Annotated in this window: 22 protein-coding genes and 2 pseudogenes; 8 read left to right on the forward strand and 16 right to left on the reverse strand. The window is 57.9% G+C overall.

The window, feature by feature from the left end; genetic code table 11:
- The first annotated feature begins 87 nt into the window (after window positions 1–87).
- From FJ979_RS32785 to FJ979_RS33265, 3 genes are all read left to right on the forward strand, one after another.
- The gene (locus FJ979_RS32785) at window positions 88–258 is read left to right on the forward strand and encodes a hypothetical protein (RefSeq protein ID WP_181181828.1); all 171 of its coding nucleotides are present in this window, start codon (window positions 88–90) and stop codon (window positions 256–258) included.
- A complete protein-coding gene (locus FJ979_RS32790; protein WP_181172031.1) occupies window positions 249–425 on the forward strand; it encodes a hypothetical protein in 177 nt (58 codons plus the stop codon). The genes FJ979_RS32785 and FJ979_RS32790 overlap by 10 nt, the downstream gene beginning before the upstream one ends.
- 661 nt (window positions 426–1,086) lie before the next feature.
- Window positions 1,087–1,242: a hypothetical protein gene (locus FJ979_RS33265; RefSeq protein WP_224704921.1), complete on the forward strand. Its 156-nt coding sequence runs from the start codon at window positions 1,087–1,089 to the stop codon at window positions 1,240–1,242.
- A gap of 411 nt (window positions 1,243–1,653) precedes the next feature.
- Here the strand turns inward: FJ979_RS33265 and FJ979_RS31565 are convergent, their stop codons facing one another.
- Window positions 1,654–1,875, reverse strand: coding sequence for a DUF768 domain-containing protein (locus tag FJ979_RS31565; RefSeq protein ID WP_140562268.1), 222 nt, complete (start codon window positions 1,873–1,875; stop codon window positions 1,654–1,656).
- 371 nt (window positions 1,876–2,246) lie between these two features.
- A complete protein-coding gene (locus tag FJ979_RS32795; RefSeq protein WP_181172030.1) occupies window positions 2,247–2,417 on the reverse strand; it encodes a hypothetical protein in 171 nt (56 codons plus the stop codon).
- 145 nt (window positions 2,418–2,562) lie between these two features.
- On the opposite strand from FJ979_RS32795, the gene FJ979_RS31570 reads away from it, so the two are divergent.
- A complete protein-coding gene (locus FJ979_RS31570; protein WP_224704875.1) occupies window positions 2,563–2,775 on the forward strand; it encodes a hypothetical protein in 213 nt (70 codons plus the stop codon).
- Window positions 2,776–3,426: 651 nt separating this feature from the next.
- Here FJ979_RS31570 and FJ979_RS31575 read toward each other — a convergent pair.
- From FJ979_RS31575 to FJ979_RS31590, 3 genes are all read right to left on the reverse strand, one after another.
- On the reverse strand, window positions 3,427–6,048 hold the full coding sequence (locus FJ979_RS31575; protein WP_224704877.1) for an EAL domain-containing protein: 2,622 nt from the start codon (window positions 6,046–6,048) through the stop codon (window positions 3,427–3,429).
- Window positions 6,049–6,584: 536 nt separating this feature from the next.
- The gene (locus FJ979_RS31580; RefSeq protein ID WP_246679397.1) at window positions 6,585–7,484 is read right to left on the reverse strand and encodes a class I SAM-dependent methyltransferase; all 900 of its coding nucleotides are present in this window, start codon (window positions 7,482–7,484) and stop codon (window positions 6,585–6,587) included.
- Window positions 7,485–8,558: 1,074 nt separating this feature from the next.
- Window positions 8,559–9,322 (reverse strand): IS5 family transposase gene (locus FJ979_RS31590; RefSeq protein WP_224704923.1). Its coding sequence is split into 2 segments (ribosomal slippage): window positions 8,559–9,013 and window positions 9,013–9,322, totalling 765 coding nucleotides; the frame shifts between segments, so codons are not numbered across the junction.
- 258 nt (window positions 9,323–9,580) lie between these two features.
- On the opposite strand from FJ979_RS31590, the gene FJ979_RS31595 reads away from it, so the two are divergent.
- Together FJ979_RS31595 and FJ979_RS31600 are read left to right on the forward strand one after the other, a co-directional pair.
- Entirely contained in the window at window positions 9,581–9,982 is a 402-nt protein-coding gene (locus FJ979_RS31595) for a hypothetical protein (RefSeq protein ID WP_140584629.1), read from the forward strand.
- Window positions 9,983–10,157: 175 nt separating this feature from the next.
- The gene (locus FJ979_RS31600) at window positions 10,158–10,385 is read left to right on the forward strand and encodes a hypothetical protein (protein ID WP_140584630.1); all 228 of its coding nucleotides are present in this window, start codon (window positions 10,158–10,160) and stop codon (window positions 10,383–10,385) included.
- A gap of 1,280 nt (window positions 10,386–11,665) precedes the next feature.
- On the opposite strand, the gene FJ979_RS31605 is transcribed toward FJ979_RS31600, so the two are convergent.
- The 5 genes from FJ979_RS31605 to FJ979_RS31630 form a co-directional block, all read right to left on the reverse strand.
- Window positions 11,666–12,037, reverse strand: coding sequence for a cupin domain-containing protein (locus tag FJ979_RS31605; RefSeq protein ID WP_140584631.1), 372 nt, complete (start codon window positions 12,035–12,037; stop codon window positions 11,666–11,668).
- The gene (locus FJ979_RS31610; RefSeq protein WP_181172029.1) at window positions 12,037–13,005 is read right to left on the reverse strand and encodes a Crp/Fnr family transcriptional regulator; all 969 of its coding nucleotides are present in this window, start codon (window positions 13,003–13,005) and stop codon (window positions 12,037–12,039) included. The genes FJ979_RS31605 and FJ979_RS31610 overlap by 1 nt, the downstream gene beginning before the upstream one ends.
- A 1,351-nt stretch (window positions 13,006–14,356) precedes the next feature.
- Window positions 14,357–14,749, reverse strand: a complete 393-nt coding sequence (locus FJ979_RS31615) for a hypothetical protein (protein WP_140584633.1) — start codon at window positions 14,747–14,749, stop codon at window positions 14,357–14,359.
- Between the two features lie 840 nt (window positions 14,750–15,589).
- Entirely contained in the window at window positions 15,590–17,158 is a 1,569-nt protein-coding gene (locus FJ979_RS31620) for a pilus assembly protein (protein WP_224704879.1), read from the reverse strand.
- Between the two features lie 1,358 nt (window positions 17,159–18,516).
- On the reverse strand, window positions 18,517–18,879 hold the full coding sequence (locus FJ979_RS31630) for a LuxR C-terminal-related transcriptional regulator (protein WP_210239524.1): 363 nt from the start codon (window positions 18,877–18,879) through the stop codon (window positions 18,517–18,519).
- A 347-nt stretch (window positions 18,880–19,226) separates the two neighbouring features.
- Between FJ979_RS31630 and FJ979_RS33275 the strand changes: the two are divergent.
- Window positions 19,227–19,397 (forward strand): annotated as a pseudogene (locus tag FJ979_RS33275) (nucleotidyltransferase); the annotation flags it as partial.
- Between the two features lie 127 nt (window positions 19,398–19,524).
- Here FJ979_RS33275 and FJ979_RS32800 read toward each other — a convergent pair.
- The 4 genes from FJ979_RS32800 to FJ979_RS31655 all read right to left on the reverse strand — a co-directional run bounded on the left by FJ979_RS32800 (window position 19,525) and on the right by FJ979_RS31655 (window position 22,964).
- The gene (locus FJ979_RS32800) at window positions 19,525–19,938 is read right to left on the reverse strand and encodes a hypothetical protein (protein ID WP_181172028.1); all 414 of its coding nucleotides are present in this window, start codon (window positions 19,936–19,938) and stop codon (window positions 19,525–19,527) included.
- Between the two features lie 98 nt (window positions 19,939–20,036).
- On the reverse strand, window positions 20,037–21,251 hold the full coding sequence (locus FJ979_RS31645; RefSeq protein ID WP_140584635.1) for an ATP-binding protein: 1,215 nt from the start codon (window positions 21,249–21,251) through the stop codon (window positions 20,037–20,039).
- Between the two features lie 8 nt (window positions 21,252–21,259).
- Complete coding sequence (locus FJ979_RS31650; protein WP_140562225.1) at window positions 21,260–21,673, reverse strand: response regulator; 414 nt, start codon at window positions 21,671–21,673, stop codon at window positions 21,260–21,262.
- A complete protein-coding gene (locus FJ979_RS31655; RefSeq protein WP_140630301.1) occupies window positions 21,666–22,964 on the reverse strand; it encodes an ATP-binding protein in 1,299 nt (432 codons plus the stop codon). The genes FJ979_RS31650 and FJ979_RS31655 overlap by 8 nt, the downstream gene beginning before the upstream one ends.
- 797 nt (window positions 22,965–23,761) lie before the next feature.
- Here FJ979_RS31655 and FJ979_RS31660 point away from each other — a divergent pair.
- A pseudogene (locus FJ979_RS31660) lies at window positions 23,762–24,627 on the forward strand (rRNA adenine N-6-methyltransferase family protein).
- Between the two features lie 35 nt (window positions 24,628–24,662).
- Here FJ979_RS31660 and FJ979_RS31665 read toward each other — a convergent pair.
- Entirely contained in the window at window positions 24,663–25,529 is an 867-nt protein-coding gene (locus tag FJ979_RS31665) for a serine hydrolase domain-containing protein (protein ID WP_140584636.1), read from the reverse strand.
- 618 nt (window positions 25,530–26,147) lie between these two features.
- Window positions 26,148–26,976: ABC transporter ATP-binding protein (locus tag FJ979_RS31670; protein WP_246679398.1), on the reverse strand; the 829-nt coding region annotated here is incomplete at its 5' end.

A 26,976-nucleotide genomic window follows, 5' to 3' on the forward strand; every position in this document is an offset into this window, starting at 1 on the left:
CCAGATCGACGACCTGCTGCCGTGGGCCTACATCCGGGCGCCTGAGCTAAAGGCCGTGGCCTGAGAACACCGCTTACAGAAGGCCTGGTGTCTCAGCCAATTAACTGGGCCTACAATCATTGGCTGCTCGGACTTGTCGCGGGGATTTCCGATATGAGCTTCTTCGGCGAAGCCGCCGAACGCTGTCTCGACATCGTCGCACGCAAACACGCCCGCATGGAAGGACACCTTACGATGGACGTCGCAGAGTGGGTTTAGCCAATCTCCCGACCGTCAATATCGGCCCGTGGTGGGCCGACTACCATAGATCGCTGGAGAGGCTGCACACCGGCTATGCGTGTTCGATGTCCTGCCCGTCTCTCGGCGATGTCTGCTCCAGGCTGCTCGCCCTCGTTCTGACCGGCGCTTTTTCGGTCGGCAGTTAGAACCCGGGGCCGTTCGCGCACCCCGAGGCTCCCGGCTTGGCCGAGTCCTCCTTAGCTTCTCAGCGCCGGCACGGAGCCGCTCTTCTTGAATGGATGCCGTCGACGACCGCTTTCCAGACGCAAGCGAAGGTGCCCCCGTTGCCCGACCTGAACATCGCGGACCGTCAGTCGGAAAGGACCGAGGCATCTGACTCGGCTGCTAGCCGAGCGTGCGAATCGGAACCAAAGTTTGAGGAGCAAGTTTGGCCGTGAATGCCAAAGTTTGGCACAACCATCCAAGGAAGGAGAATCCGATGAAAGTGCAATGCGGGCCGGCGGCAGTTGCCGCTGCTTTGGTCTTGTTGAGCTTGCCGGCGATGGCCCAGACGAGCGGGACACCGGACCTTAAACTGCCAACGCAGCAGTCTGGATCCACGCCGCCCCCGGCCCCACCGGACATATCGACGACCAGACGCGTGAAATGATGCGCCAGATGATCGACGAGATGTTGCAGGAAAAACAGCAGGGAGATGGCGGTACCGAAGGAGGACCTCCGCGCCGCAAAGATTGGCACCGGGACATCGCACAAGGGCCTCGCGAGGCGGGCAGGATATCTCGAAAGGCTGATCGCATGGGGCCCCGCATGATGTACTTTGCCCGTATGCAAATAATGTTTGCGATAATGGACGCCGACGGCGATGGAGCCCTTTCGCACAGCGAGATCCAGGACGTGATCGGGCGGATATTTGACGCCGTCGACGAGAACGGCGATGGCAGGATTGACCTCGAGGAGATTCAATCCTTCTCACAGGCTCGTGGAGGTGGAGACATGCAGTAGTAGCGCTGCGAACTTGCCTCGTGATCGGGTGACGGCCGCGATTGTATGGTCCACCATGGTGGTATGTTCGCCAGGAAGCGCGATTCCTCGAAACCGCGTCTGGGCCGATACTTTGCCGAGCAGGCATCACCGAACAGGTCCTCGAAATGCGTCAAGCGCCGCCGCAACGAGCGCCCATGTTGGAATTCGAGGCAAAAAAATTGCGCGGGCGCCAAAGCTATCCGGTCTCGGCCCGCCAAGTCCCGGGAACACGGCCGCGAAGAGGACCATTTGTCCACCTGGCCTGCGGCCGGAGGTGGCCATGCGCGGCCTGCGGCAGCTCTCATTTGGCATGAGAAGCCCGGTCACAGGTGAACCGGGGCGGCAAGGACGGCTGATCTGGCGATGAGGCGGAGAGATTCAGACGTTCCCTCAATCCGCCATGCCGGCCTCATGGTGTACTATTGCGTCAAGGATTGCGTTGTACAAACTGACGGTATCTTCCTCGATTTCTGTGCTGCTGATGCCAGCCGCTTTCGCATCCGAAAAAAGCTTCTGGGTGAGTTGGGCAACCGAGCTGACATCCGCCCCGACTGTTTCCGGGACGTTGCTTGATATCCATTTGTGAAGGAAGTTGGTTCCACGCGTGCTCATCGAGAGAACAACCACCAGATGAACAGCGCGCAAGCCCCAACCACAACCGCTGAGACCGCTATCAAAATGCCCCTGCCGTTCTGCCATCCGGGCGGCGGCGGAGGCACCACCTTTTCAGGCTTGGTTCGATCGTCCATTCCGCAACAAGCTGCGGGGAGATCTTAGGTTCCGCTAATCCCGTTTCCCGGAAAAATAACTTCCATGGCTGCCACATATTCAATTTTTCACTCCAGCGAAAGCGCCTTCGGCTCCGACCTGCAGGAGGTGCTAAGGCCGGGTCAGTGAGAACAGCACGCCTGGCGATTTGCTCGCGTCGGCATACCGGCGATTTCTGGCCGCGAACCGCGTATTGCTTGAACACATGACGTCCCTTAATTGCGGTCTCTCAAAAACCTCGCCTCCCGCAGCAATGAATTCCAATCGGGGCCGATGAGCTTGATCAGGTCACGCGCCTGGCGTTCCGAGATGCCGACTTCTTTAGCCAGCCGCCGAGCAAGAAGCCGCATGCCCTGGTCTTCCCGTTCGCTGCCGTCATCTTCCATCGAAACCTCCTACGGCCGAACGTGGCAGCGCTGGTTTGGTTTCGACAGGCAAAAAAAAACGCCGGCCGGAGCAAGTGGGCGGATTATTATTGCCGAATTTGGCCGCCCTTCTTGACGAGACGCATCACCGCCACAGAACTACCAAATGACTTCAAGGATCGACGCAACTCGCGACCTAATGCTGTCGGATACAGCCGACCTAATTGCTGCTGCAAGTGCGGCCCGGGAACTCTATGGCCCAGACGCGGCAACGGCAGTGGTCTACTGCGGCATGGAAGCACATTTCGCTGGGCGGACAGCCGATTTTCATTTCTGGTTTGATGTTTTTCGCGACCTGATTGAGCCCAAAGCTCACTGAAGCGGCTTGAATAAAGGGCGAGGTACGAGGCCGTTTGACCGCGCGTCCTGGCCGTCTGGAATCCGTTTGGAGCACCGCAAGGACATGCTCCTGGAACTGATTGGGAATGGCCGAAGGAGCCGCGCTCGCTAGCAGCGAAGGCATCCTTCGATGAGAAGTAGCGCGGCCAGCACGAAGCTCTATCGCCGCGCATCACCCGACCTGACGCCAGAACATGGACGGCGTGCCATCGATGCCCGCGGATTAACTATCGAACTACGCGGATTATTGTCGAATTAGAAGCAATGACCGCCAGACCTGCTCGTTGCAAAAGAGGCGAAAGGCTGCCGCTTACGCAAACTAAGGAGCCCTGCAATCTGGACGACGCCGATTACATCATGGCCGCAAGCGGGGTGGCGCGAACCGGCATACTCGGATGCGGCTAGAGTTTCCGGGTTTTCGGCAATCGGGAAAGGCATTTATAGACGCCGGTGGACGCCCGCATTGCCCCAGCCCGGCCCTGTTCGGCCTGTCGTGGGTCCACTGAGGAAACCGCCACCCGCGCTGGATCCGGTGATCCTAATTGCCGGCGAACTCGTCGACAGGGCTAAAGCGATGGCGCAGCATTGTTGGATATCGCCCACCGATTGAACCCCGGGCCGCGTCTGACACTTAGCTGACTGCGCGCAGGCGCCGAGACTGAACAAAGAGTTGTAGTCCCTCGGAATCCAACGCATGACCAAAGGCATAGCCTTGCAGTATGTCGCAGCCCAAATCTCCAAGCATCCGTGCGTGCTGCATAGTCTCGACACCTTCTGCTATAATCTCGATACCCAAGGACTTGCCAATCTCAATGATCGACGACACAACCTGCCTTCGTTGCGGAGATTTGACGATTGGAATAATCAGCTGTCGATCTATTTTCAACCGGCGAGGCTGCAGCTTGAGCAGGCTGACTATAGAGGCATAGCCCGTGCCGAAATCATCTATCTCTATATCGATACCGAGTTCCTTTATTTGATTGACGTTCCATGCAATCAAATCATCGCTGCCATCCAGAAAAATAGACTCTACAAGTTCGAACGAAATCGTTCCTTTTTTGATATTTAATTTTCTTAAGCTCTTTATGAGTTCCTCATCTTGAAGACGTCGCGCTGAAACGTTGACCGATACGCGTGGTATATGGAGATTTGCATTGGACCACTTTGCAAAGTCTGAAAGTGATTGGTTCAGTATGGATCGATCGATCATCGAGACGACATTTAACTCGTCGGCAATCCTTAGGAAGGCATCCGGCGCTAAAATTCCCCGCTTTGGGTGTCTCCATCGCGCGAGCGCCTCCACGCCGACGATTTCGAGGGTTTTTGCGTTAAATTGAGGCTGGTAGAAGGCTATGAACTCATTGCGCTCCAGGCCGCCGAGAACTTCGTCGGCAATCCGCTTGGTGTCGACGATCTCGCTTTGCATGACCTCGGTGAAGAAATCATACCGGTTGCGCCCACGCGTCTTTGCTTGGTAAAGCGCGATATCGGCATTCACCAGCAGATGCTTGCCTTCAATGTCATTGTCGTTCTCGACTGCAATCCCCACGCTAGCACCAAAGCGGCATCGGTGGCCTTGGTAGTAAACAGGTTCGCTCATCTTGCTGATGATGTCGTCAGCCAGCAGCCCCAGTTGCTTAGTAAGCTGCACAGTGCACAGGACCACGAATTCGTCGCCGCCAATACGAGCGACGAAGCCCCCCTCCCCTACCTTGGATCGCAGCACGGTAGATGCGTGAACCAGCATCGCGTCACCCGCGGCGTGGCCAAGTGTATCATTGATGTGCTTGAACCGATCGAGGTCGATGTGAAGCAGGCCCACATGACCGCAGTCTCGCCTAGCTTTTGCTGCGTAGTCTTTCAGTACCTGGTCGAGGTAACGACGGTTGGGCAAACCCGTCAGAGAGTCGTGAAGTGCGATATGCTCTATGCGCGCCTTGGCAGACTCGAGTTCTGCATTTTTCGTCTCCGACAGCTGTTTTGCGCGAACCAGGTCGCTGTTGAGCAGGACGTCGGCCGTCACATCCCATTCCGCGCCAATCATCTTGGGCGTCTCGTTTGGGGCTTGGTATATGGTGGCCTTGGATCGGACGTAACGGATTTCACCACCTGGACGGACAATCCGGTACTCCGACGAATATGTTCCGCCGCTGGCCACAGCACTGTTGAAATCTGCGTTGGCGCGGGCCAGATCCAAAGGGTGTATTGCGCCCGCCCAATCCGAATAACCGCGAGGACCTCCATCGCTGGGCTTGCCATATATTTCGTTGACACGATCATCCCACGACAGGTCATTGGTCGCGAGATCATGTTCCCAAACGCCAATGGCTGACGCCTCCAGAGCAAGTTCTAGGCGTCGGGACAATCGACGCAGTTCCGTATAATTGCGCTGCCTTTCACCAAGCAGCCGACCTGCTACCAGGAATGGGATCAGGATCAGCGCCCCGGCCGCGGCCATGATGGTACGCAAAAGCCAAGCGTTGCTGGGCGTCGAAGGCCAGCCGTTTTTGGGGACGGCTGCGATCTGCCACGAGCCGGACGGAAGCAGAACTTCGGCCGTCACCGGATTGCTTTTGCGGATGTCTGCAGAGCCGAAAAATTGAACTCCGCTTGGGCCAAGGGCATCTCTCCCTATGAGCGCGATATCAATCCCGAGATCATCGTCAAACAGGCCGCTCGCTTTGTAAAGGCGCTGCACATCGACGACTGCGGATATGATGCCCCAAAATCTTTCGCTGTTGCCCGCACTCGACACGAAAACCGGAAAACGGCCGATGAAGCCCTGGCCTCCTTGCTTCAGGTCGACGGGGCCGGCAAGAATCAACTTGCGCTCGTCTCGCGCCCTTAGCGCGGCCTTGCGTTGCCAATCATCCTTGCGGTAGTCGAGGCCCATCGCCCTCTCGTTGCCCTTCAGCGGGTACAACAAGGAAACGACCAGATCGGGCGCGCCGGCAATGTTGTTCAATTGTGAGTTTTCGCTGAACAGGTTTCTCGCGAGAGAAGCAAAGCGTTGCTGTCCCATATAGGGTTCCGTCACGACCGTCGCGACCAGTCCATGCACAAGTTGAAGGTTTCCGCTGATGTTACCTTCCAGCTTGGCGCGGATCAGATTTACCTTGACCAGGACATCCGCGCGGGCGGCTTGGTCCGAAACAATTTTGTTTTGATGGTCCGCATATGCTGCGCTGATGGCAATAACCAAGACCGCCATGGCGGCCGGAATATTCACCGAAGAAAAAACGGCATCCTTCATCCCGCCGAACCTAGCGCCGAAAAGGGGCAATGGGGTGGAACTCCCTGTGTGGTTCCGGTGTTCGGATGGACTCGTTGCTCCAACACTAGCGTTCATTGCTTAATTTTAAACTTCACACTCCTGAAAACTTTGCACTTCCGACGTTGATGTCATCTCGGGTCGACGCCGGTCCCTCGACGTTTTCACGCTGCCGACGACACCGATGACAACACTGATATTGATGGGAATCGTCGACAAGCGATTTCGTCACCTGCCCTGACCGCAATCAGAGAAGACCGGCGAAAACGGCACGAACCTGGGCTGTTGTGAACCCCTTATAAGCCGCGCTCCACGGCGCGGCTGGCCTATACGCAAGATTTAGGAAACGGCTACACTCAAGGTGAGGGCGTTCGCCTTGCAAACCAGATCGCCGTCAAAACCCGACCAGCCGGTGCTCGGCAAAGGCGGGTGCCTTCGACTGCGCGTCGTAGCAAGAGCCCTGTGCTCGGAAAGAACCCTGACCGCAGGCGACAGTCGTTTAAGCGGGATCCATACCGTCACATGGTTTTAGGAGCGGCGAGATACGGGATCATACCGGCGCTTCGCTTCGTCGCGCCGATGGAATAGGCCATCGGAATCCTGGGAGAGTTCTTTGGCAAGCCGTACATATTCTTGCCGGCCCTCACCGCAAATGAAAAGTGCTGCCACGAAACCGTGTCATGCTCATTCAGAAAATCGAGCGTGAGCCCAGCTGAAATCAGGGCGTTCACGACATCACTGATGGGATGAATCCACTCATAGTAGCGAGGATGCTTCAAGCGCCGGTCGTCGCCGGTATAGGTAAGTTCCTCGTTCCAGGCGAGCGGCTGAGCTATGGGCGTTCGCCAGTCGTGCTTCAACTCGAGTGCCGCGGCCTTGCGATCACACTGGAACATCAACGGATGACCCTCAGCCATATAGAGCCGACCGCCGGGTCGCAGGAGATCGGCAACCACTCGCGCCCACCGGCCCACGTCGTCGAGCCAGTTTACCGAACCCCAAGTCACGTAAGCGACGTCAAAGGTCCGGCCAAGCGCTTCGACTGCCTCGAATAGCGGCGCTTCCACGAAGCGCACATCGGTGCCTGCCTTGGAAGCGAAATCCCGCGCAGCGGCGATGGCAGTTGATGAAAAGTCGAGGCCGGTCACGCTGCGCGCGCCGAGATTTTTCAAGCTGATCGTGTCGAGCCCAATGTGACATTGTAGATGGATGATATCCTTGCCGACAATATTACCGAGCTCGCTCGTCTCAAGCTCATAGAGATTGGATCCTCCTGCCAGCACGTTTTCGATCTGGTAGCTGCCCGTTGTGTCAGTCGAATGCAGTTCGGCCCGATCATCCCAATTAAGGCGGTTCGTACCCAGAAACGATTCCACACCCCCTCCGATCGTCAGCGCTTGCTGATGCTTGGTAAACAAGTGGTTAATATCTTTGCAGCGAAAGGGCCGTGCGTCAATCTGAGGTCGGTGGACGGTGTGCCAGTTCGCAAAGCCCATAATCGCAGAGACAGCGGCGGGGTCTGAGGAAGGTGTAGGTTGCTCGAACTGAGTTGATGATGATTTAAAAAGCAGGCAGTTGCCGACGCTCGCCTGGCAGTAGTTCTGCAAGCTCGGAAGAGAGCGCCAGCGACATGCTCAACGAGGGAACTGTTTCCGCTCGTCTGCGACGACCCGCGCGGACCTGATCGGATCGGGTCGGTTTGCCTCATCAACAGCGCATTTGAGTGCCCCTCATGCCAACGAGCATCACATGATCGATTTCGGCAAGTCGGCAACGGATCTGAACGGGCCAGCGTAGGCGCGGTTCTCGCCGCCCGTCGATCAGCCCACGCTACCAGAGCTCCAACGGCGATCGCGGTCGCATGGCGCACGGACCACTTACAGCATCGGTATCCCGCCATCGACCACGTATTGCCTGCCGGTCACATATGCAGCAGCATCCGACAGCAGGAACCACGCGAAGGCTGCGGTCTTCGCCTTCCGCGCGGGCCAGAACTTGCGCTCAGCAAGTCGTCTTGGGAACACGAACCCCCCGGGTTCCGCAACGCGAGCCCAGTTCGTCCCCTACCAACCTCTACCCCTGGCACGCCCCCACGGCGGATGCGCCATCCCTTGAAACCTATGGTGCTCGGAGCTTCGGCATCGCAGGTGTGCCGAGGGTGCCACTTAAGGGTGCCCCATCTCTAGATAGAGAGGTCGATCCAGACGGCTGCGCCCGCGATCTGCTAGTGGCGTCCGTCAAGAACTATGCGAGGCATGACCGGGCCTCGCCTCGATTCCCTAGCCCGCCTCGCCATTTTGTACCTGCGTCGGGCCCTGACTTCATCCTCCGCTTGCTTGCGCGATATCTCCACCGCACCAAACGGGATCTTTTCTGGCATTCGATTGTCGTTTGAATTTCGAGTGGCCGTCATATTGGTTCTCCGTTGTGGAAGCCGAACTTCGAGTTTGCGGAAGTGTTCCCTGCGGCGCGGGATCGATGCCTCGGGAGCACTAGGTAGCGCGGACAAACCTGATCCACCGTCTGATCGTTGCGAGTTGAACGAAGCCGAGGAAGCTTGAAGCCAGCTTGTCGTATCGGGTGGCGGTGCGGCGGGAGTGCTTGAAGCGATCGAAGAAGCGCTCAATGCGATTGCGCAGCCCGTATGTCGCCTTGTCGACCGGGCGCTGAACTCTGCGGTTCGACTTTGTCGGGATCACCGGGCCTGCGCCGCGCCGCTCGAGATCGTCGCGAATGTCGTCGCTGTCATACCCCTTGTCGGCCAGCATCGCGGCCGGATCGGGCGCCTCCTCCTGCATGAGGTCCCCGTAGGCGGCCATGCCCGACGCCTGCCCGGGCGTTAGGCAGAAGCCGATAGCACGGCCCTGCGCATCCGTTCGGGTATGAAGCTTGGTCGTGAGCCCACCGCGCGAAGGGCCAATAGCATTTCTGTGAATCCCCCTTTTCCGCCGGCTGCGTGCTGGTGCGCCCTCACGATCGTGCTGTCGATCATCTGCATGTTGGTGTCGGCCGCGTCGCTTTCGGCAAGGGCTGCTACCATGACGTCCCAGATGCCGGCTTCCTTCGACCGGCGATACTGGCGCTGAACTGAGTTCCTGTTGCCGAACTCGGCCGGCAGATCACGCCAGGCCGAGCCCGTCCGCGTGATCCAGAAGATGCCGTCCAGCACCTTGCGATGATCCTGCGGACGCCGGCCGCCTCGAGAGCGGTTCTCGATCAGGAAAGGCGCGAAGAACGCCAATTCCGCCTCGTCCATCAGTCCTCGAAACAAAGCTGCCCTCCTCAAAGATCGGTGTTGAATGACGCGTCGGGTGAGATGGGTATCCCGTTGATCTGCGCGACCTACGCGGGCTGAAAAGTTCTTTTCGCGAACCTCCTGACAGAGGGCTGTCAGGGAGACTGTGCGATATTCTCTGTCTAATGCCGCTCAACAGGAGGGTTTGGATCCGACGGTCCGGTAACTGAATACGCGAAGGACATGGAGCTTTATGGGTGGCTCATTGGAAGCTGGGAAATGGAGACGATTCATCATCTCCATGACGGCACGAAACACAGATCGACGGGGGAAATCCATTTCGACTGGGTACTCGAAGGCCGTGCGATTCAGGACATCTGGATCAGGCCCAAGCGCCCCGCTCCATCCACCATGTATGGCACGACCTTACGCGTTTTCGATCCTGAGATCGGTGGTTGGCACATCATTTGGAGTGACCCGCTCAACCAAGATTACCCGCGCCGGATCGGGCGGGCAGAGGGCAAGGACATTGTTCAGCTGGGTGAGGATTCACGCGGGCTCAAAGCGCGGTGGCGATTCACAGAGATCACTGCAAACACCTTCCATTGGGTTGGCGAAGAGCGCTCTTTGGAGAGTGACCCCTGGCAGATCACGTTTGAACATTTTGTCCACAGAACCTAGTTGACCAACACCGACGAGCAAGATCGGGAAACAGAGCGGCGACGTGGCTGGCGACGGCAGATCCAGGGCGGACATATCATAGTTAAGTGACGGTGCAGGAGCAGGATGCGATAGGGGTGCTCAGCGGCTCCCTTAAGCTGCTGAACAAAGGCAGCGGCTTGCGGAGGACTACAGCATGCGCATGCATCATCCAGCAGACATCGCCATTTATCCAACCGATCTCGAACTGCTCCAGCGGGTTCTTATCCGGTATTGTTCAGAGAGACGGTGCAGCCTGGATTCCGCCATGGCCAACGACGCAGCATGTGAGCTGATGGCGCTGTTTCAGGCCGGCATCGAGGACGAAGGCGAACTCGAACGCATCATTTCCCGTCATGACATGCCGCTTCGGATGGTGGGTTAGGTCCCCTCCTGCCCTGTAGTGGGCATGCTGTAGGGTTCAGGCCGCACCGCGCGGCTGGCAGGTTTACCCCACCCGCCCCCCGCAAAAAGGGCGCCGGCCACCTTGGCTCGGCGCGGGTGCGAGCAAATTGTTTGCAAGAACAGCCTACATCGAGCCTCGGTACCGGGTAGCCTCAATCCATAGTGCGAGGGCAATAGCTGGCGACCGCCCCTTAACTTCCAAATCGCGACCTCGATAGCCGCCAGCCGCGATCCATACTGTCTTTGAACGCTGGTAGATTGTAATGCCCCGTGCGCTCGCCCAAGCGCACAGGTCTGCAAAATCTCGCTTCATGAATTCCCCACACGCAGCAATCGGAACGCTATAAACTGCGAAGGTGGAGGTATGTTCCACGATGCAAAAAGAGCCCGCCACCTTTCGGCGGCGGGCAATCAGCGGGAACACAGCACTGAATGGGAACAGTGCGAGGGCCCAACATCGCCAGCTCGAAATCGTTCCATGCTTCGGCAGGGATCATGTAGCGGTTGCTTGACGAACTTGCCGACGTTCGCCGGAAGTCAAGGATGCCGCTGCCCTCCGCGCGCTTTCCTAGCGGATGAAAGCATAACCGCTAGGCTACTATGCCAATGGCAAATCCCTTGCGCGGCAGATCGTCGATCTCCGCTTCATGTCTTGGCCAACGCGTTCATTTGCCCTGGCGCTGGCTATTTCGATTCCACGCCTTGCTCCGACTCAACGCCGATTGTCGCCGTCACATAGACCGCATCATGATCCCAATTGTTCGTCTTGTCGGGAGCTTTGACGATAGCCTCTCGGTTATCCCTGTCGGTTATCCCTGTCTTTTTTCCTTGCGGGGCGCGGGTCTCGGTATATCGGGCGATTATTTGGCCCATATGTTCCTCTTAGGAATGGCTGGATCCCACCGGTCCGAAAACCGCATCAGCAGATTTAAGTTCTCCTACCCCCTCAACACACGCCAGATGTCTGACAATAGGAGTAACGAGCGACGCCAACGCGGAGTCGTCATGGGTGATCTTGGCGGGCTGACGCCTGAAGAGAAGTCGGTAGGCTAGATCCCGGCATGCCCTACAGCCACCCTCAAGACGCGGTTACGCCTGTCCCCGACGCTCAACATCCAATGTGTCCGCTTTCGAAGCACCAAACAATATTTAGCCTCTGGCAGGTTCCTGTCATGAATTGAGAGACGATTGTCTGCTTTGCGCCAGCTCTCGACAATGCGCAGTTCCGGGGGCTGAAGCTGTGAGGGAACAGTTTGCCGGCTACGGGCCGCCCACTGGCGAAATAGTCCAGATCTTGATCTCTCCGTCCAGTCGTTCGAAGCGGTGCGGACAGCCTCTCGGGACGAAAATGACGTCGCCAGCGGTGCACTCCATAGCCGCATCATCGCACCGCAACACGCCGAAACCAGCGACCACGACATATACGGTCTCCCGAGAACCATCGTTAAGCCGGCCATTGTCTGCATGAGTTAAGCCACGAACATCCAGCGCAACCAGCTCGCTTGGTCCGGTCACGCCGATGGTTTTGCAGGCTTCAACCCAAGGCATCGGTTCCGCCGCTGCGGTCAGATTGATCGGTTTTGATGGCCTAGATGGCATCTCTATCGGCTGCTCACCGCCGGTAATCCTCATCAGATTAGACCATTGACCCGTCGCCCCGCCTCGCTTGCCGGCTCCCGTTTGGCTCGGTCCAAATGCAGGTAGCTAGCCTCGTATTGAGCGGCTTTGCGCAGGCCTATAGGGTCAAGTACAGTCCACGTCGTGCCATCAATCGCGATGAGATTTTGCTCGCGAAGCTGCTTCAGCATCCGATTGACGTGAACAGGTGTGAGGCCTGTCGCGTCCGCCAGGTCCACTTGGGTAATCGGGAATTCAAACTTCTGGTCAACGATGTCGCCGAAAGCCCGCATGCGCACGAAAATTTCATATATCAGAAATCCAATGCGCGAATAGGCGTCGCGCCTTCCCTCATCGATAATGCGTTCGCGCAACACTCCTTCGTCCTGAAGCGTGTTCCACCAGAAGGCGAGCGCGATACTAGGGCGGTTGAGAAGCAGTTCCTTCATGCGGGTGCCTGAGATCGACGCAACCACGCTCGGCGCCAGAGTCCCGATGTTGTGGTCCATCGCGTCCAGGATGAATATCTCGGAATCGCAGGGATCTCCCGGCACAAGGAATGCCATGATCTGACGCGAGCCGTCCTCGAGGAGTTTATATCGACATGCAAGCCCGGAAAGCACTACGTGGATGTCTTTGGAGTGCTCACCCTCCCGAATAATGTCTTGGCGGGCACCATAGCGTTTCTGTCGCTCTGACGTGAGTTCGTTGATGAGACACTTGTCGTCCTCGGAAAAATCGGAGAACTGCACCAGCTTCTTGAGCAACGGACTATCCATGGGGACCCTCCTGATCATGGGATGCAGGAAAAAGCCGATTCGATAGCTTTGGTTCCGCCAGGGCGATCTTGCTGCAAGCTTGATCCAGTTAAGTTCGATAGCCGCCATCATCGCGCATACCGGCGTCATGACCAGCGAGCGGCCGATCTTTAATCCTGGCGACAAGAGGCGGTATTCAGCCTCAAACGTCTCGAAAAATAACAATGAATCGCGTCGGCAAGGGTGCGCTGCTAATCGGCTCACCGCCACCCTCATTGCGGTCGAGAATAACGTGCTTACCAGCATCGCAGGAACGAACGAACGTCTGCATCGCTCCGTGGGGATCATGACTATCAGCACGGAACTGATCGCGATCTCTCATCAGGCGCTCGCGCGTTCGAGAGATCTGCTCAACAGGCGCCAGCCGGCATGACCGATGTTCGCGAAAATCGAGGTTCCGGTTGTGGCCAATGCTGCTGGGCCGCGCAGAGCGGAGATGTCGAATTATCCAAGCGATTAGATATTGACCGGCGCGGCCGCTTCCGGGGTGAGACGAATCCCGGCCGGCCGACTTGCCGCGAAAAAACAGACGTAACGCCGCCGGACCTCTGGGAAAGCTGCGAGCCTTCGAAAGCTGCTTCCTCATTGTCCTGGAGCGATGCCCACCCGCACTACGTGAATTCGACGGCGGCCGCCTCAGATTCCCATCGACATACCGAGCTGGCCACTTCAGAGGCCTCAGGTTGGGATTGCATGTCGAAATATGTAATGCCGACAGCACAGCGCAGGAGTTGACGTTGGAGGTTCCATCGTTGATGGCGAAGTCATGGTCCCGAGATTAAGGACTGTTGACTTCAAGGCGCTGCCCAACGCCATCACTCAGCGCTAGCATGGTTGGCGAAACGAACTGTACGAGTCCGAGGCAGTCAGTCTTTGATGAGGCCGAAGGTTCGTGAAAGCAGCACTATGCCCCTGTTCTCCAGTCGAATGGACCATTGTCCTTCATATTGATCGGATGGCCTCCCTTCAAAGTGATGAAACCAATAACACGGATTGCTCTCCCGCTTCAGATATACGTGCTCAAAAATGTACGCGGACATCTTCGTAGTGCCATCGTCAAGCCTCTCAGGCCAAACTACTACATGGTCGATCTGCAATCTCTCGCCCGAGGGCGGAGCTGGACCCGGCACCTGATGACCAAACGCGATGCCTGCTTGCAGCGGCATGCGGCCGCCTCTGAAGGCAATGGTTTTGGCATGAGCAATCCAAGTGTTTCCCTCGCTGGCAGACTAGCGACAGGCCGATCGGTGATCGGCGTGGAGTGCATACGGTATACGTAAACGTTGGCTACTCGCCATTCGTCAAGAACTGTCTCAATTACATCGGGCTAGAGCTTCGTCATTTCAGCAGCTATTGACGGCTTCATTCATGCGGGAGTCGATGCCCAGCTCGGCAAGGGCCGGCAACAAGAGCACGCAGTGACGAAGCAGGACCTGAAGTCCAGCCAGCGAGATTCGCCGAACAACTTTTTCGCAACGAGAGAGGGGCGACTGGCAACCCTCCACGGCGGCAGTGCCTACTTGCGGATGATCCAGTTTATCAAGGCTGGTTCGATCTGTTTGTGGTCGGTAAATTCCAGGATCAGGCTTGTAGCCAGATCGCGCCATTTGTCTTCCGGCACTTTGGTTTCCAAGACAAGTTTTTTGAACACTTCGCGCAGAATGTCGCAATCAAATGCGGAGATGTCGCTCGGTGCCTTTGCCGCTTTTCCGATGAATGCGGAGCACGATCCCGGCGGGCGATCTTTCTGCTGCTCATGAAGGCGCTTCAAGAGTTGGCGCGAGGCTTCGACGGCTTTCCGGGAAAAGCTCAGGCTCCGGTGAAGTTCGTCAATCTCCCGTCCGGTACGCCGAACACTTAACCGCGCAGCCTCGATAAACGTTCGAGTGGTATCTGTTTGCGTGGCCATCATCGCCATTCCTCCCCAGCGATGTTTGTCCAATCTAGGCACATTTGATGGGTCAGTTCAATGCCGACGCCAGCGGAATTCTTGGGTGCCGGCCTGTAGGATCTTGAGCAACCGTTCTTCGTCGGCCATGTCGCTTGGCAGTCAGCCATTCAGAGCGGGACCGATTGTATGGACGGGCAGCATGATCACCATCGAGCCTGTCGTTTGGGCTATAACGGCTTGCCGAAAACAAGGAACACTCACCAAAACCGCTGCGAACACAATCATGTACCAGGCTGCCGGCCAAGCCACCATATAGTACCCGCCACACGAAGCGAGCGTGGCGGGTACTCAATCGACCGGCGATGAAGGGACTGATGATCGGCGGTCGCCTTACTAATGTGACCACGCCTGCGTTGTTTCACGCGTTCAGACCTTTGCGCTTCGGAATCAGACTTTGGTCGGGTTTGGGCGGTCCGATTTCAAACCGCCTGGCAAGGCGCGCCAGATGTCGACCCCAAGCGGTCACGAGCGATGCCACAGCCACCGCGATTCTGGCGACCTAAAGGCGGCCAATCCCCGCAAGTTTCCGACGACAAGGCTATCACGTTGCGAAAATCCCCGTTCAGCCCGAACCCGAACGGGGCGTGCATATGTGCTGCCACGCCAACCTGGCAATGGATTTGAGTGGCAAGCCAAACGATACCGAGGACGGTCAGCGTGCGCGAGACGCCGTCCTGAATTCATGCAAGCCAGAGAAGCCCGCCATCTGTCGGCAGCGGCGTTCCGCGGCGCGTGTCCCGGCATGCTTCTTTGCTGCTGAAGCTCGGCGCGATCGATTCATCTGAATAGGACGGCGATCTAGTTGGTCAGTTGTAGCACCGTGAACTTTCGAGCGATTTCCTGAAACACGTTGGGCAGTTTGCGAGGGTCGTTAACGGCGTAGTAGTTGCTCGGATCAGTGGCGCATTTTCCGTAAAGCGTTCGGTTGGCCGCCGTGTCGGATTGCAGGGTGATCGTGTAAATCTGGACCTGCTGCGCTTTCAGCTTTTGACAAACGTCAAGGGTCCAGCGATCGACCGTGCGCGCCGCGTCCGTCTGGTTGCTCGAACCGAAGCGGCCCGACGACAGAAAGCCATATGACGTGTAGTCCGATTTTTCCGGTTCGTTGCTGGCTCCAAAGACTACATTCTCGCCGTCAGTCAGCAGAACGACGATCTTGCTCGTGTTGGGTGCCTTCCATGCGGCCCCGCCGGTGTAAGGTGCGTCCGGCGACAGCACCCGCATACCCCAGGAGAGCCCTTCGGAGACATTGGTGCCAGAGCCATTCCATTCTTGCATCTGGGCGGCGGCGGTCCGCAGTTTGTCGAGGTCGATGCTCAACGGGACCACTGGTGTGGGGCAAGCGCGATTGGGACCGACCGTAAGTGGCCCTTTCTTGTCGTTAATCTTTTTCGCTTTCGGGTTCTTGTATTTCGCAATTTTCTTGTCTTTTCCTTTCTTATCCGCGCCGTCCTCAACGTCATCGGAGAGATAGGAGTTGTTGTAGACCTTGGTATCGTTGCCATAGCTGGCCGATGGATCCGTGGCATCGCCGGGGTCATCTGGAGCGAGATAGGGCACGAACAAGGTATCGGCATCAGTCTGGTCCGGCGCGATATCGGAAATGCCGGCACTTCCTGGACGGGCCTCGACGCAGCCCTTCCAGCCTGTGCCCTTCCAACCGGTTCCCTCGGCCAGGTCCCTGAACAGGTCCATGTGATTGACGCGCTTGCCATCGGGCAGCAAAGGGAAGTTGACGCCGTTGGTCGACGACTTGCCATCCATGTCGATCCAAGATGGGTCGAACTCGTCGCCATTGATGTTGACTGCGGTGACAAAGGGGACAAGTGCAGCACTCACCTTGCGGTTGGGTGACTTCGCTCCCTCCAGGCTATCAAGCAGCGCTTTGGTGGCATCCCGAAGAGCCTTGATCTTGGCCCCTGCCATGGAGCCGGTGTTGTCCAGAACGAGGACGACTTCGAGGTTGTTGGTGGCCTCTACCGCGCCCGAGTCAACCTCGATGCGCTGGTTGGCACCAAATAGAAAGGCAAAATTGAGGGCCACATCGGCGGAAGCAACAGCTTTGGTCTTGATGTAGTTCAGACCCTTGTCGACGGAAAAGGTCACTCTCGCATTCGAGAGTTCGCCATGGTTGGCGACGTTCGCCTGAAAATAGCGATCAAAAAGCTGCCTGCGGTCGGCTTCATTATCCGACAGATGCGACGAGGCGAGAGTTGCAGCGTCCAGGGAGCTTTGAAGGCTGACCTTCGCCCGCATTATGGTGGAGACGTCCGTCGCAAAACCCACGGTCGCCAGAATAGCGGGCAACGCCAAGCCCATCAGAAGCGCAAAATTTCCGCTCTTACAACGCCAAAAATCCTTAGGCACAACAACCCCCTGTCAGCCAACCTCTTCCCTTTGCACGAACGTGGTTGATGGAGGATTGAGACAGAGGCCTATCTGTCGGCAAAGCCCCGGCTTGGTTAAACAAGCCTTAGACCGAACCCTGTGTCACGGTGAGGCTCACCTACTCAAACAGCTCGCCAGATGCCTGAACAGTAAGTGGGGACCAGCGACGCCGCCATACCGTCGCACCCAATAGGCCAAGCCCCATGAGCTTTCCAACGGCATCTCGGTAGCATGGGAAAAGCCCCGCAAGCTGTTCCGCGGTCTGTTAATGATCCGGCTGGTCCCGCCGATCGGCTCGCCTCTTTTCGGATCGGCGGCGCACCCGAGAGCGGAAGCCCCACTGAAGGCCGCCTACCGGCAAGATGACGCCACCGGGCGCGCCCTCGGCGCTCGGCAAAGATGTTGCCTAGAAACATCCAAGGATGGATTTGACACTCAAGACATTCCAACTTGCCTTGGGCCCGATATTCGCGCCCGTTTCCGGACTGCTTGAAACCGCAAAATGGGGCGCGCGGATCCCAGGCCGGCTAGTTGAGATGAGCCTGACCGGAGCGAATCTGCGATGCGAGACGCATGATCGTCATCTAGACCTTCGACCGATGGAGGCAGCCGCGGGGGCCCCGGACATATCGACACCGAACCCGGAGAACGCCCCATGACCGGCATTGTATCATCCAGCATTCAGCCGCAGGCACTCAGCCTCCGGCGGCGAACCCACGTGTGTCCAAGGTGATCTTCAACGCCGACAGAGCCGTGCCCAGCAGCGTGCCAGGTCGACAACATCGCCTGGAGGCGCAACGAAGCGGCCGTCGGCATCCATCTCCGCCCTCCCTGGCGACGTCCCAGCCATCGCCGACATCAGCCGCAGATCGAAATCTCCATAGCCGTCGCCTGTGGCCCCCGGATTCCTTCCTCGGGGACTTTCGTACGCCTGCCGGCGCCCGAAACTCTTCGCGAAGACGACTGACGGGTTTGGGCACGTAGCAAAGCTAAAGTTGACGTCTGCCAAACCCACTTGAGTGAGTTCGGCTTATGCCGACGAGCAACTCTTCTGTGCCGGCGATGGGAGTCCTGCGGCTCCGGCGGCCTGTATCGCGCCTTTGCATACATGGAACGCACCGATCACCTGCGGCAAGCCTGCGGGGTGCCGTAACGCAGTGGCCGGCGCGGGTTGCGCCGGGGCGAGGCAGGGAAGCCGTGATCTGTCCGCCGGATCGCTTTCTAGACTAGCAGCAGTGGTTACAAAGTGCGTCTTTGAGATATCGGATGTAGTGGCGTCGAGCTGTAGAAGGTCCTCACGACCTGCTGGGGCATTACTAAGCCGGACTGCGCTCCGGCTATTGTCGCTCGTAAAGGCCACTAGCCCCGATAAGGCGAACCAATTCCGCCTGTCGCCGCGTCCCCGTCTTTTCGAATACGTGCTGCAGGTGAGTGCGCGCCGTGGTTAGGCTGATTTCGAGCTCATCTGCGACCGCCTGTAGCCCCGCGCCGTGTGTAATTGCCATGGCCACGGCCGCCTCGGACGGGGTCAGCCGATAGAGACTGCGCAAGTGTTCCTGCGCCGTCGGAGGCGCGCTGTCTGGATCGGCCAAGAACACGATCGCGGCGGAGCGGCCTGTCACAAACCAGGTCGTCTCGATAATCAGCGGCGTTACCAGCACGCTCAGCGGCCGGTGCGGCTCAGGCCGCGCAAGCGCCATCGCGCCGCCTGAGCCGCCCACTCGCTCCGCGGCCGTGGCGATCAACCGGCGAAATTGCTTGGCATCCGCCGGCTTGGCTGCGCACAACTCCAATAATAAGAAAAATGAGTTTCTCTTATAACAGGATGAGATCAAGCGACGCAAGCGGCGTTATAAGACAGTTGCAGAGATCTTATAACGCCGCCGCATCATCCAGGTCCCGGCGCGAATAGGGACGGAAATAGGGCCTAAGATTTCGCCCGCGCGCGCCATTGGACGTGGCCGCATTGCGACACCTGCGCAACGCCACCTTTCGCACTGCATATAATCTGCACCGCGAAGCTTTGCTTGACATGTCCGCCGGCGCGAATACTGCACTCGGGGAGGGTCAGTATTTCTTCCTAGACGTTCGTCGCGAGGGGATCGTGCTCTACGAGCTCGACGAAGAGCCCCCTGCTAGTAGTCCCGTACCTGCTGGCCCAGATGACGCCCTCCGAGCAGCTGAGGAATACTTCGCCGACCGGCTGCCCCACGCGAGAGCTTCGTCGAAGGTGCGGAAAAGTGGCCATAGCACGCTGTTGGCATAGCCGTTGTGGTAGAGCGTATACTCCTGGCGCGGCAGGGTGAGCGCAGCCGTCTCAATCCTTCCCACGTGTTCAAGGTGGATCAGCGGTTCGTCGCCCGCGGCAGAGTCTTGATACTCGGTGCTTGCTCCAGCCATAGACCGCCACGCTCGGCCAATGCATCCGCGATGCCTACTGCCAGCCAGCCCGCCTGCGCCGGATCGCGGATATTCCCCAGCCGATTTGAGAGGACAACCAGGCGGCGCGGTATGCCACCATTGGCCCGCTGCTTAGCCTCGCTCAACACGGGGTCGCGCACAATAAAACCACCATTTGCAAAACCACCATTTGCTTGCGGGGCCTCGTTATGGGTTTCGTCAGGCCGCGGCAACAAAAGCTCGGTACCAACCAAGCTTACTAGATTTCGAGCCTGCGCTTCGGTGATGCCGGTTTTCTTGGCGAGGAAGCGTGCGAGGATCGTGGTCATCTGCTCGCGATCCGGTTTATTGTCACCCATGCCTGGTCCGCTCGTTGAGGCTGCGAGCAGAAGCTGTGAGAGTGCAACTGGTTCCTACCTGTTATGGGATTTGCTGTGTTGCACTTTCCAGCAGTGCTTCAGTGGCGATCCGGGCCACCAACCGGAAGCGTCACTTTAAATATAGTGCCCTCTTGGTCCGTGCTGACTACTTCGATGGCACCATTGTGGGCCTCGACGATGCCTTTGCAGATTGCCAGCCCAAGTCCTGCGCTGTTCCGGGATGACCGATCGCCTCGCCAGAACCGATCGAAAATATGAGGCATTTGCTCTGGGGCGATCACCGATCCGGTATTCTGGACGGCAATTTCAACACAACCGTCGTGCTCTTCAGCGCGAACGGATATGCTCCCTTGGTCAGGTGTGAACTTCAGCGCGTTGCTGAGCAGATTGCCAACTACCTGAAGGAGCCTGGAGCGATCGGCCATGACTGCGGGGATGTTCGGCATAACGCCAAAATCGACGGCCAGATTTCTGCCCTCCGCGGAGAAATCGAAGCTTTCCCGCGCCTCTTCGATAACCTCCAGAAGGTCAACGGGCTGGCATTCTACCGCGAAGCTTCCCGATTCCAAGCTGGAGAGGTCTAACAGATCGCGCACCAGCCGATCCATTTCGCGAGCGGCGCGCTGGATGAACTCAGCGTAGTTTCTCTGTCCCGATCCTGCCTCAGGCTCCGGCGTTCTTCGCGCGGCACTCATGATGACCTGAATGGGGTTGCGCAAATCGTGCGCCACTATGGCCAAAAGCTGATCGCGGCTTTGCGTCGCCTGTTCGGCGCGGGTTCGTGCCTCGTGCTCCCGCTTGAGCAGCAGCTCCCGTTCTGCCAGCACGGCCCGCAATTCCTCCTCGGCCCGCGCCTTCGCCTTCTTCACTTCTCCGAGCTCGATCGCATAGCGCAGCGCCGCAGCAAGGCGTTCAGCTGTCATTGAACTCTTGGAAAGATAGTCCGAGGCGCCGGCCTTCATGAATTCGACGGCGAGATCCTCATGTCCACGTCCCGTGCAGATGACGATCGGAGCATTAGGGGCAGCCGCTCTGATTTTCTCGATCAACTTGAGTCCGTTGATGTCGGGCAGATAGTAGTCCAGAAGGACGCAGCTATAGCCACTGCTTTCGAGGTACCCCAGCGATTCCGCGCCGGAAGCCGCCTCATCAATCGCAACCGACAAGTCCGTTTGCTGCAGAAGTCGTCGGATCGAGGCTCTATCGGTTTCGTCGTCGTCTATGACGAGCACACGCAGGGGCCGACGCTTGTCGGCGGGAACAGGAATTGGGAGGGGCGGAGATTTCGCCATCACAACCTTCAGGGTAGCTCCACGAGCGACCAAAACTTGTTCAAAGCGGCCATTTTTTCGCAGAAATCTGTGAAGGTCACGGGCTTAACAAGGTATCCGGCAACGTTCAGGCTATAGGCATCGCAAACGTCCTGCTCGTCTTTGGAAGTGGTCAAAACTACGACCGCTGTCGTGCAAAGATCAGGATCCCGCCGCAGTTCTCGAAGGAACTCGATCCCATTCATCCGTGGCATATTGAGATCGAGCAGGATCAGTCTTCTCTGCTTCGGAACCTCACCATTTCGCAATTTCTCCAACGCCTCGATCCCGTCCGACGCCACATAGACCGGATTTGCAACGTGATTCTTGCGGAAGGCGCGCCGTACATTCATGACGTCCACTTCGTCATCTTCAACGAGCAGGATGTTGAGTTGATCACTCACGGTGGCTCACGTCCTCTTGGGTACTCTTCGGCCAAACAAAGCGGAATGTCGCCCCTTCGCCGAGCAAGGATTCGACGGAGACTCTGCCGCCGCGGCGCTCGACGACCTTCTTGACGACTGAGAGGCCGATGCCGGTTCCTTCGACGTCATCTCGCCTGTTGAGAGTCTGGAACATTGCCCAGATTCTATCGTGAAATTGTGGCTCTATCCCAGGGCCGTTGTCTGTGATCGCGAATTCGACGCCGTCATCGACATCGCGCCATTCGATCGCAATTGCGGGATCGGGTCGCACGGCCAAGGTAAATTTGATCGCGTTGCCGATCAGGTTCATGAAAACCTGCTGGAGAGGCACGAGTTCTGCTTCTATCGTTGGCATCCGCTGGGGCCACTGAACTCGCACTTGCTCTGGCGGGTTGAGCAGGTCGACGATCTCGCTTAGAACCGCACCCGTATCTACTTGTTCTTGCGAGCCGTGTTGGCGGCCCGCGCGCGAGTAGGTGAGAATGCCCTCGATGAGCGCAGTCATGCGCCGGACGCGCACCTGAAGGAGGCGCATGTGCTCAATCGACTCTCCCTCGATCTTCTCGCCAAGATCATCCTGCAACCACTCTACGAGATTGCCGATGCCGCGCAGTGGCGCTTTCAAATCATGGGATGCGATGTAGGCGAACTGGTCAAGCTCGCGATATGCCTCCCTTGCGGCCTCTGCCGAGAGTTCTGCCGCGTTGCGGGCTTCCTTGGTCGCATCCAGCGCCTCCTTCAATTCGGCAGCCTGTTCCTGCAGCTTTGAATTAAGTTCCGCTAGCTCCTGACTGCGCAGCAGTGCTGAATCGCGGGTCGCCTGCTCCGCCGCCAACTGCCGGGCCTGCTCTTCAGCTTGGCGCCGCTCGGTTAGATCGCGCGTCACTTTAGCGAAGCCCAGCAGTTCCCCATCCGGCGCTCGCAGCGCGGTGATGACAACATTGGCCCAAAATTGTGAACCGTCTTTTCGAACCCGCCAGCCTTCGTCTTCGAATCGGCCATACTGGCGCGCACTCTCCAACTCGCGCTGCACATGCCCGGACTGAACGACCTCGTTTGAATAGAAGATCGTTATGGGTTTGCCCATGATCTCGTCCGCGGAGTAGCCCTTGATCCGCTCCGCTCCCTCGTTCCAACTCGCAACGCGTCCCTCGGGATCGAGCATGAAGATGGCATAGTCCTTCACGCTGCGAACGAGGAGCTCAAACCCAGCTTCATGTTCGCGTCGGCTTTTTTCGCCGAGTTTGTGCGCATCCGGGCGGCTGTTCATGGCGAGAACCCCATGCAAAATCGCAGCGAACTCACCGGGTCCAGCGTAGAAATGCTAGGGGGCAGACAAAGGGCAGCGGGTTCGGCAGTCATCTCGAATATTCTTGCCGCATGGCAGTTGTCAACTAAAGGGTCAGTTTACTCTACACAAGCGCTGGTCCCAATGCAGCAGGAGGACTCGCTTAGGTGGGTCATAGGTCCTCTTGGAGCGCCGGCAGGCACGGCAATGTGGCGGCGGCAATCGTGAGCCGCGTGCCAGTTTGTCCGCTCGCGATTGGCAAGCCGGCGAATTGAGGTTGAATGAGCTTTGCCTCGCACCGGATCCGCGATATGCCACCGATGCCGGTGGCGGTCATATAGCGCCGGTGTGGCGGCCCGCCGGCGTCTCGAGATCGTGCGCAGGTTTTCGCTCGGCATCTAAATTGTGTGTTCAACGTGGGACTACACGTTGCGGCTAACACGGCCAGGAACACCGTTCGGCTGAGCCGTACCGAGCTGTGCTATCGTTGCGCCGGGTGCGAAACTTCGTCGATCCCTTATTGGTGATGTGAAACGTGCCTCTAGGCGTATGAGTGAAAGGTAGCAGTCGCCAATCGAATTTCTTCAACGGGGCCGATTCCAGACTGACCGGTCTCGGATCTGCTCAAACGAAAGTTGCCGTCGGCAAGCGGCCCTTCCAAGACGTTCATTGGGCTTGATCACACGATCACAAACCGGACATTCTGCTCCGAAGAAAATCGTGTCGCATTTATTGGGGTTTTGCGACAGCGAAATTATTCACTGGAGTTGGTTCTGCTGATGACACCGGACGAATTGAAGATCGTGCGCCGAGCTTATGCGAAGCAGATCACGGCGGCTGGTAGAATTGTCGATGAGCGTGTTGAGACAGCTTTTGCCGAAGTCCCGCGAGAAGATTTCCTTGGTCCCGGTCCCTGGCCGATCTTCCGAATGCGAAAAGCCTATGTGCCAACCCCGACCGCCGATCCGGTCTACCTTTATACGAATGACATTGTTGGCATCGTCCCCGAGCGCCACATCAATAACGGGCAACCGTCACTTCATGCTTTCCTGCTTTCGCAGGCTGCGCCGCGACCAGGCGAGCATATCGTGCATGTTGGTGCTGGTGCCGGCTACTATTCTGCGATCATGGCGAACTCGTTGCCGCATCCGGCAAGGTGACGGCGATCGAGTTCGAGCCGGAGCTTGCTGCCCGGGCTAAAGCAAATCTCACTTCCTATCGGACCGTTTCCGTGGTCCAGGGGGATGGCAGTTCTGTGGCTTTCAATTCAGCCGATGTGATCTATGTGAATGCTGGAGCAACCCGACCGGCGGATATCTGGCTGGACCGACTCAATGATGGCGGAAGGCTGGTCCTACCCCTGACGACCGATCTTGGATTTATTAGCAGCAATTGGGGCAATATGCACCTTCGAGGAGCGGTGTTCCTCGTGACGCGCAGGGGTGAGGAATTACACGCGCAATGGATTTCGCCGGTGGCTATCTTCCCCTGTGAAGGAATGCGCGACGATGAATCGGAAAAAGCGCTCGCTGCGGCATTCGAGAATGGGGAGCACAAGAGAGTGAAGCGGCTGTACCGTAACGATGAGGTACCAGCCGAACGATGTTGGGTTCGCGCTCCCGGCTGGTGCCTAGCCTATGCTTAGGTAACAATGCGGCATCATATATCGCGTCGAACACATTAGAACCGCCCATTCCGCAGACATCGGAAAACCTCCGCTTCTGGATCAGTGCCGGATGTTGTGGTAGCCCACATAGCACTAGTCGTCTCTCGCTGCGCATAGACGGCGATTTGACTGCCTGGACCGCTTCCACTGTGTCCGACAGGATGATTGAGCAAGTTTGTCGCACTCACCATCAATCCCAATCCGTATGCCGGATCGGGGCGAAGCTCGGAGCGAAGTTGCGGAAGCGGCCTACGATCAAGCATTCTGATCAACGTTTCAGGTTTGACCAAAGCACCCCTCAACAGGCCATGCAGAAGGCGAGCCGCGTCGACCACCGTCCCAACGACCAACCCGTGATAGACCCACCCCGGATGGTAGCCAACGACATCACCCATGCAAACGCCCCCCAAATCATCAGGTGTGGTCGCCAGTCTTGCCGTGGTGATTTTGGCTGGGGAGAAAACCATGTCGGTAAGGGCATCGGCCAGTTGCAGCCCTGATGCTCTTTCGATCAGCTGGGCGACTTTCAGATAGCCGACGTTCGAGTAGGCCCAATCCCGTCCGGGGACGTATCGCGGCCGTTCCGCTTCGACCGCTTTCAATAGATCGTTAGTAGACCAGGGCGGACGGCCCGCTTCAACATCCGCATGGTAGCTTGGAAGGGAACCATAGTCCGGCAACCCAGCTTCATGCCGCAGGAGTTGAACGGGAGTGTAAGGCTCACCTTCGACTGGTTCGTCCAGGCTGACCCTGCCGTAATCCGACAGACGCAGCAGAGCAATCGCCAACGCAGTCTTCGTGAAGCTCCACCACGGCACCGGGTCCGAAACACCCCCTGCGTCCGTTTTGCCGTCCTGGCGAACGAGCACCCTTGCTTCCATGCCGCATCCTACTTTGCCTGCGAGCACGACGCGAGAACCTTGCGCTTTCCGAAAAGGCGAATGAACTACCGCAATGGCAAAGTTGAGTTGAGAGTTGTCGTTCCGGCCTGAGGTCACCTTTCAATGGGCGGTCCAACCTGGCCCCGTCATGCAAGGGTTAATGTAGCTCAACGTCGGCCCAACAAGCGCGCCAGACATCAGAGTATTCTAAAAACCTGCAACGGGGTAGAAAGCGGACATTTAAGTGAGACGGTCAAGCAGCGCGCTGTATGCGCGGAAATCAGAGAAATCGCTTTGCTCATTCGCCGTGACGAGCCTCGAGACTATTAGTCAATTCATCAGTTACCGCTCGTGCCTTCGTCAATGCCTTTCAGCGATGGAGCGGAAGCCCCGTTAGTTGATCTGCTGCGGAAGGGATGTGCGAGCCGACACCAAAATGAGGAACTGAAGCTAAAAGATCCAAGGGGGTATGGTCGACTTTGCCGCCTCCCGACCTTCATTCTCGTGCGCGCCCGGAAGCCGGATCGGGTCAGGCGTCTGATTTGCGGCAGTGTCGTCCAGACCTTCCCCTCTGTAGGAGCGGTCATCAAGCGGCATAGCATAGGTTATCTGATCTCGTCAGCCCTTGCGGCCTTCCCCGTCCGCAAGATCGGCAATGAAGGCATCGGCGGCTGCCATTTTCGCCACCTCTTCGATCTCCCGCTCGCTCGAATCCGGTCGGCCATAACGGATATTGTCGCCGACCGAACGATGCAGCAGCGCGACATCCTGCGCGATGACACCGATCGGGCGCCGAAGGCTTGCCTGGCTGATGGCGCGGATATCCTGCCCGTCGATCAGGATCGCGCCCTCCTTGATATCGTAGAAACGCAAGAGCAGGTTTGCGAGCGTGGTTTTGCCCGCACCAGAGAGGCCGACGAGGCCGACCTTCTCGCCGGGGCGGACCGTCAGCGACAGATCTTCGATGACAGGCTTTCCGGCCTTGTAGGCGAAACGCACGTTTTCGAAACGGATCTCGCCGGTCTCGACCTTGAGATCCGCGGCATCCGGCCGGTCGGTGATGGTGGGTGGGGTTATCATGACCGGCATGGCGTCCTTGATCGTGCCGATCGCCTGGAAGATCTGCTGGCCCATCTGCAGGAACGTGAAGATCTGTGTCGACAGGCGCTGGAGGATGTAGACGGCGCCGACAAACTGGCCGATGGAGAGAAATCCGTTGACGAGACCGGAAAATCGGATCCAAAGCATGGTCAGCCACAGGACCATGTTGAGGACGACGACCGTCAGTTCCGAGGTGCGATAGATGCGCTGCTCGCTGTGTTGCGTATGCACGGCCTGCTGGATGGTGCGGCGGATAGCCCCTGCCTCGCTGTCTTCGGCGGCGAACTGCTTGATCATCTGCATGTTGGTGTAGAGATCGGTGATGGCGCCGGCCACCAGGCTGCGC

Source organism: Mesorhizobium sp. B1-1-6 (genome assembly GCF_006443035.1).
In the GTDB taxonomy this organism is placed as follows: Bacteria; Pseudomonadota; Alphaproteobacteria; order Rhizobiales; family Rhizobiaceae; genus Mesorhizobium.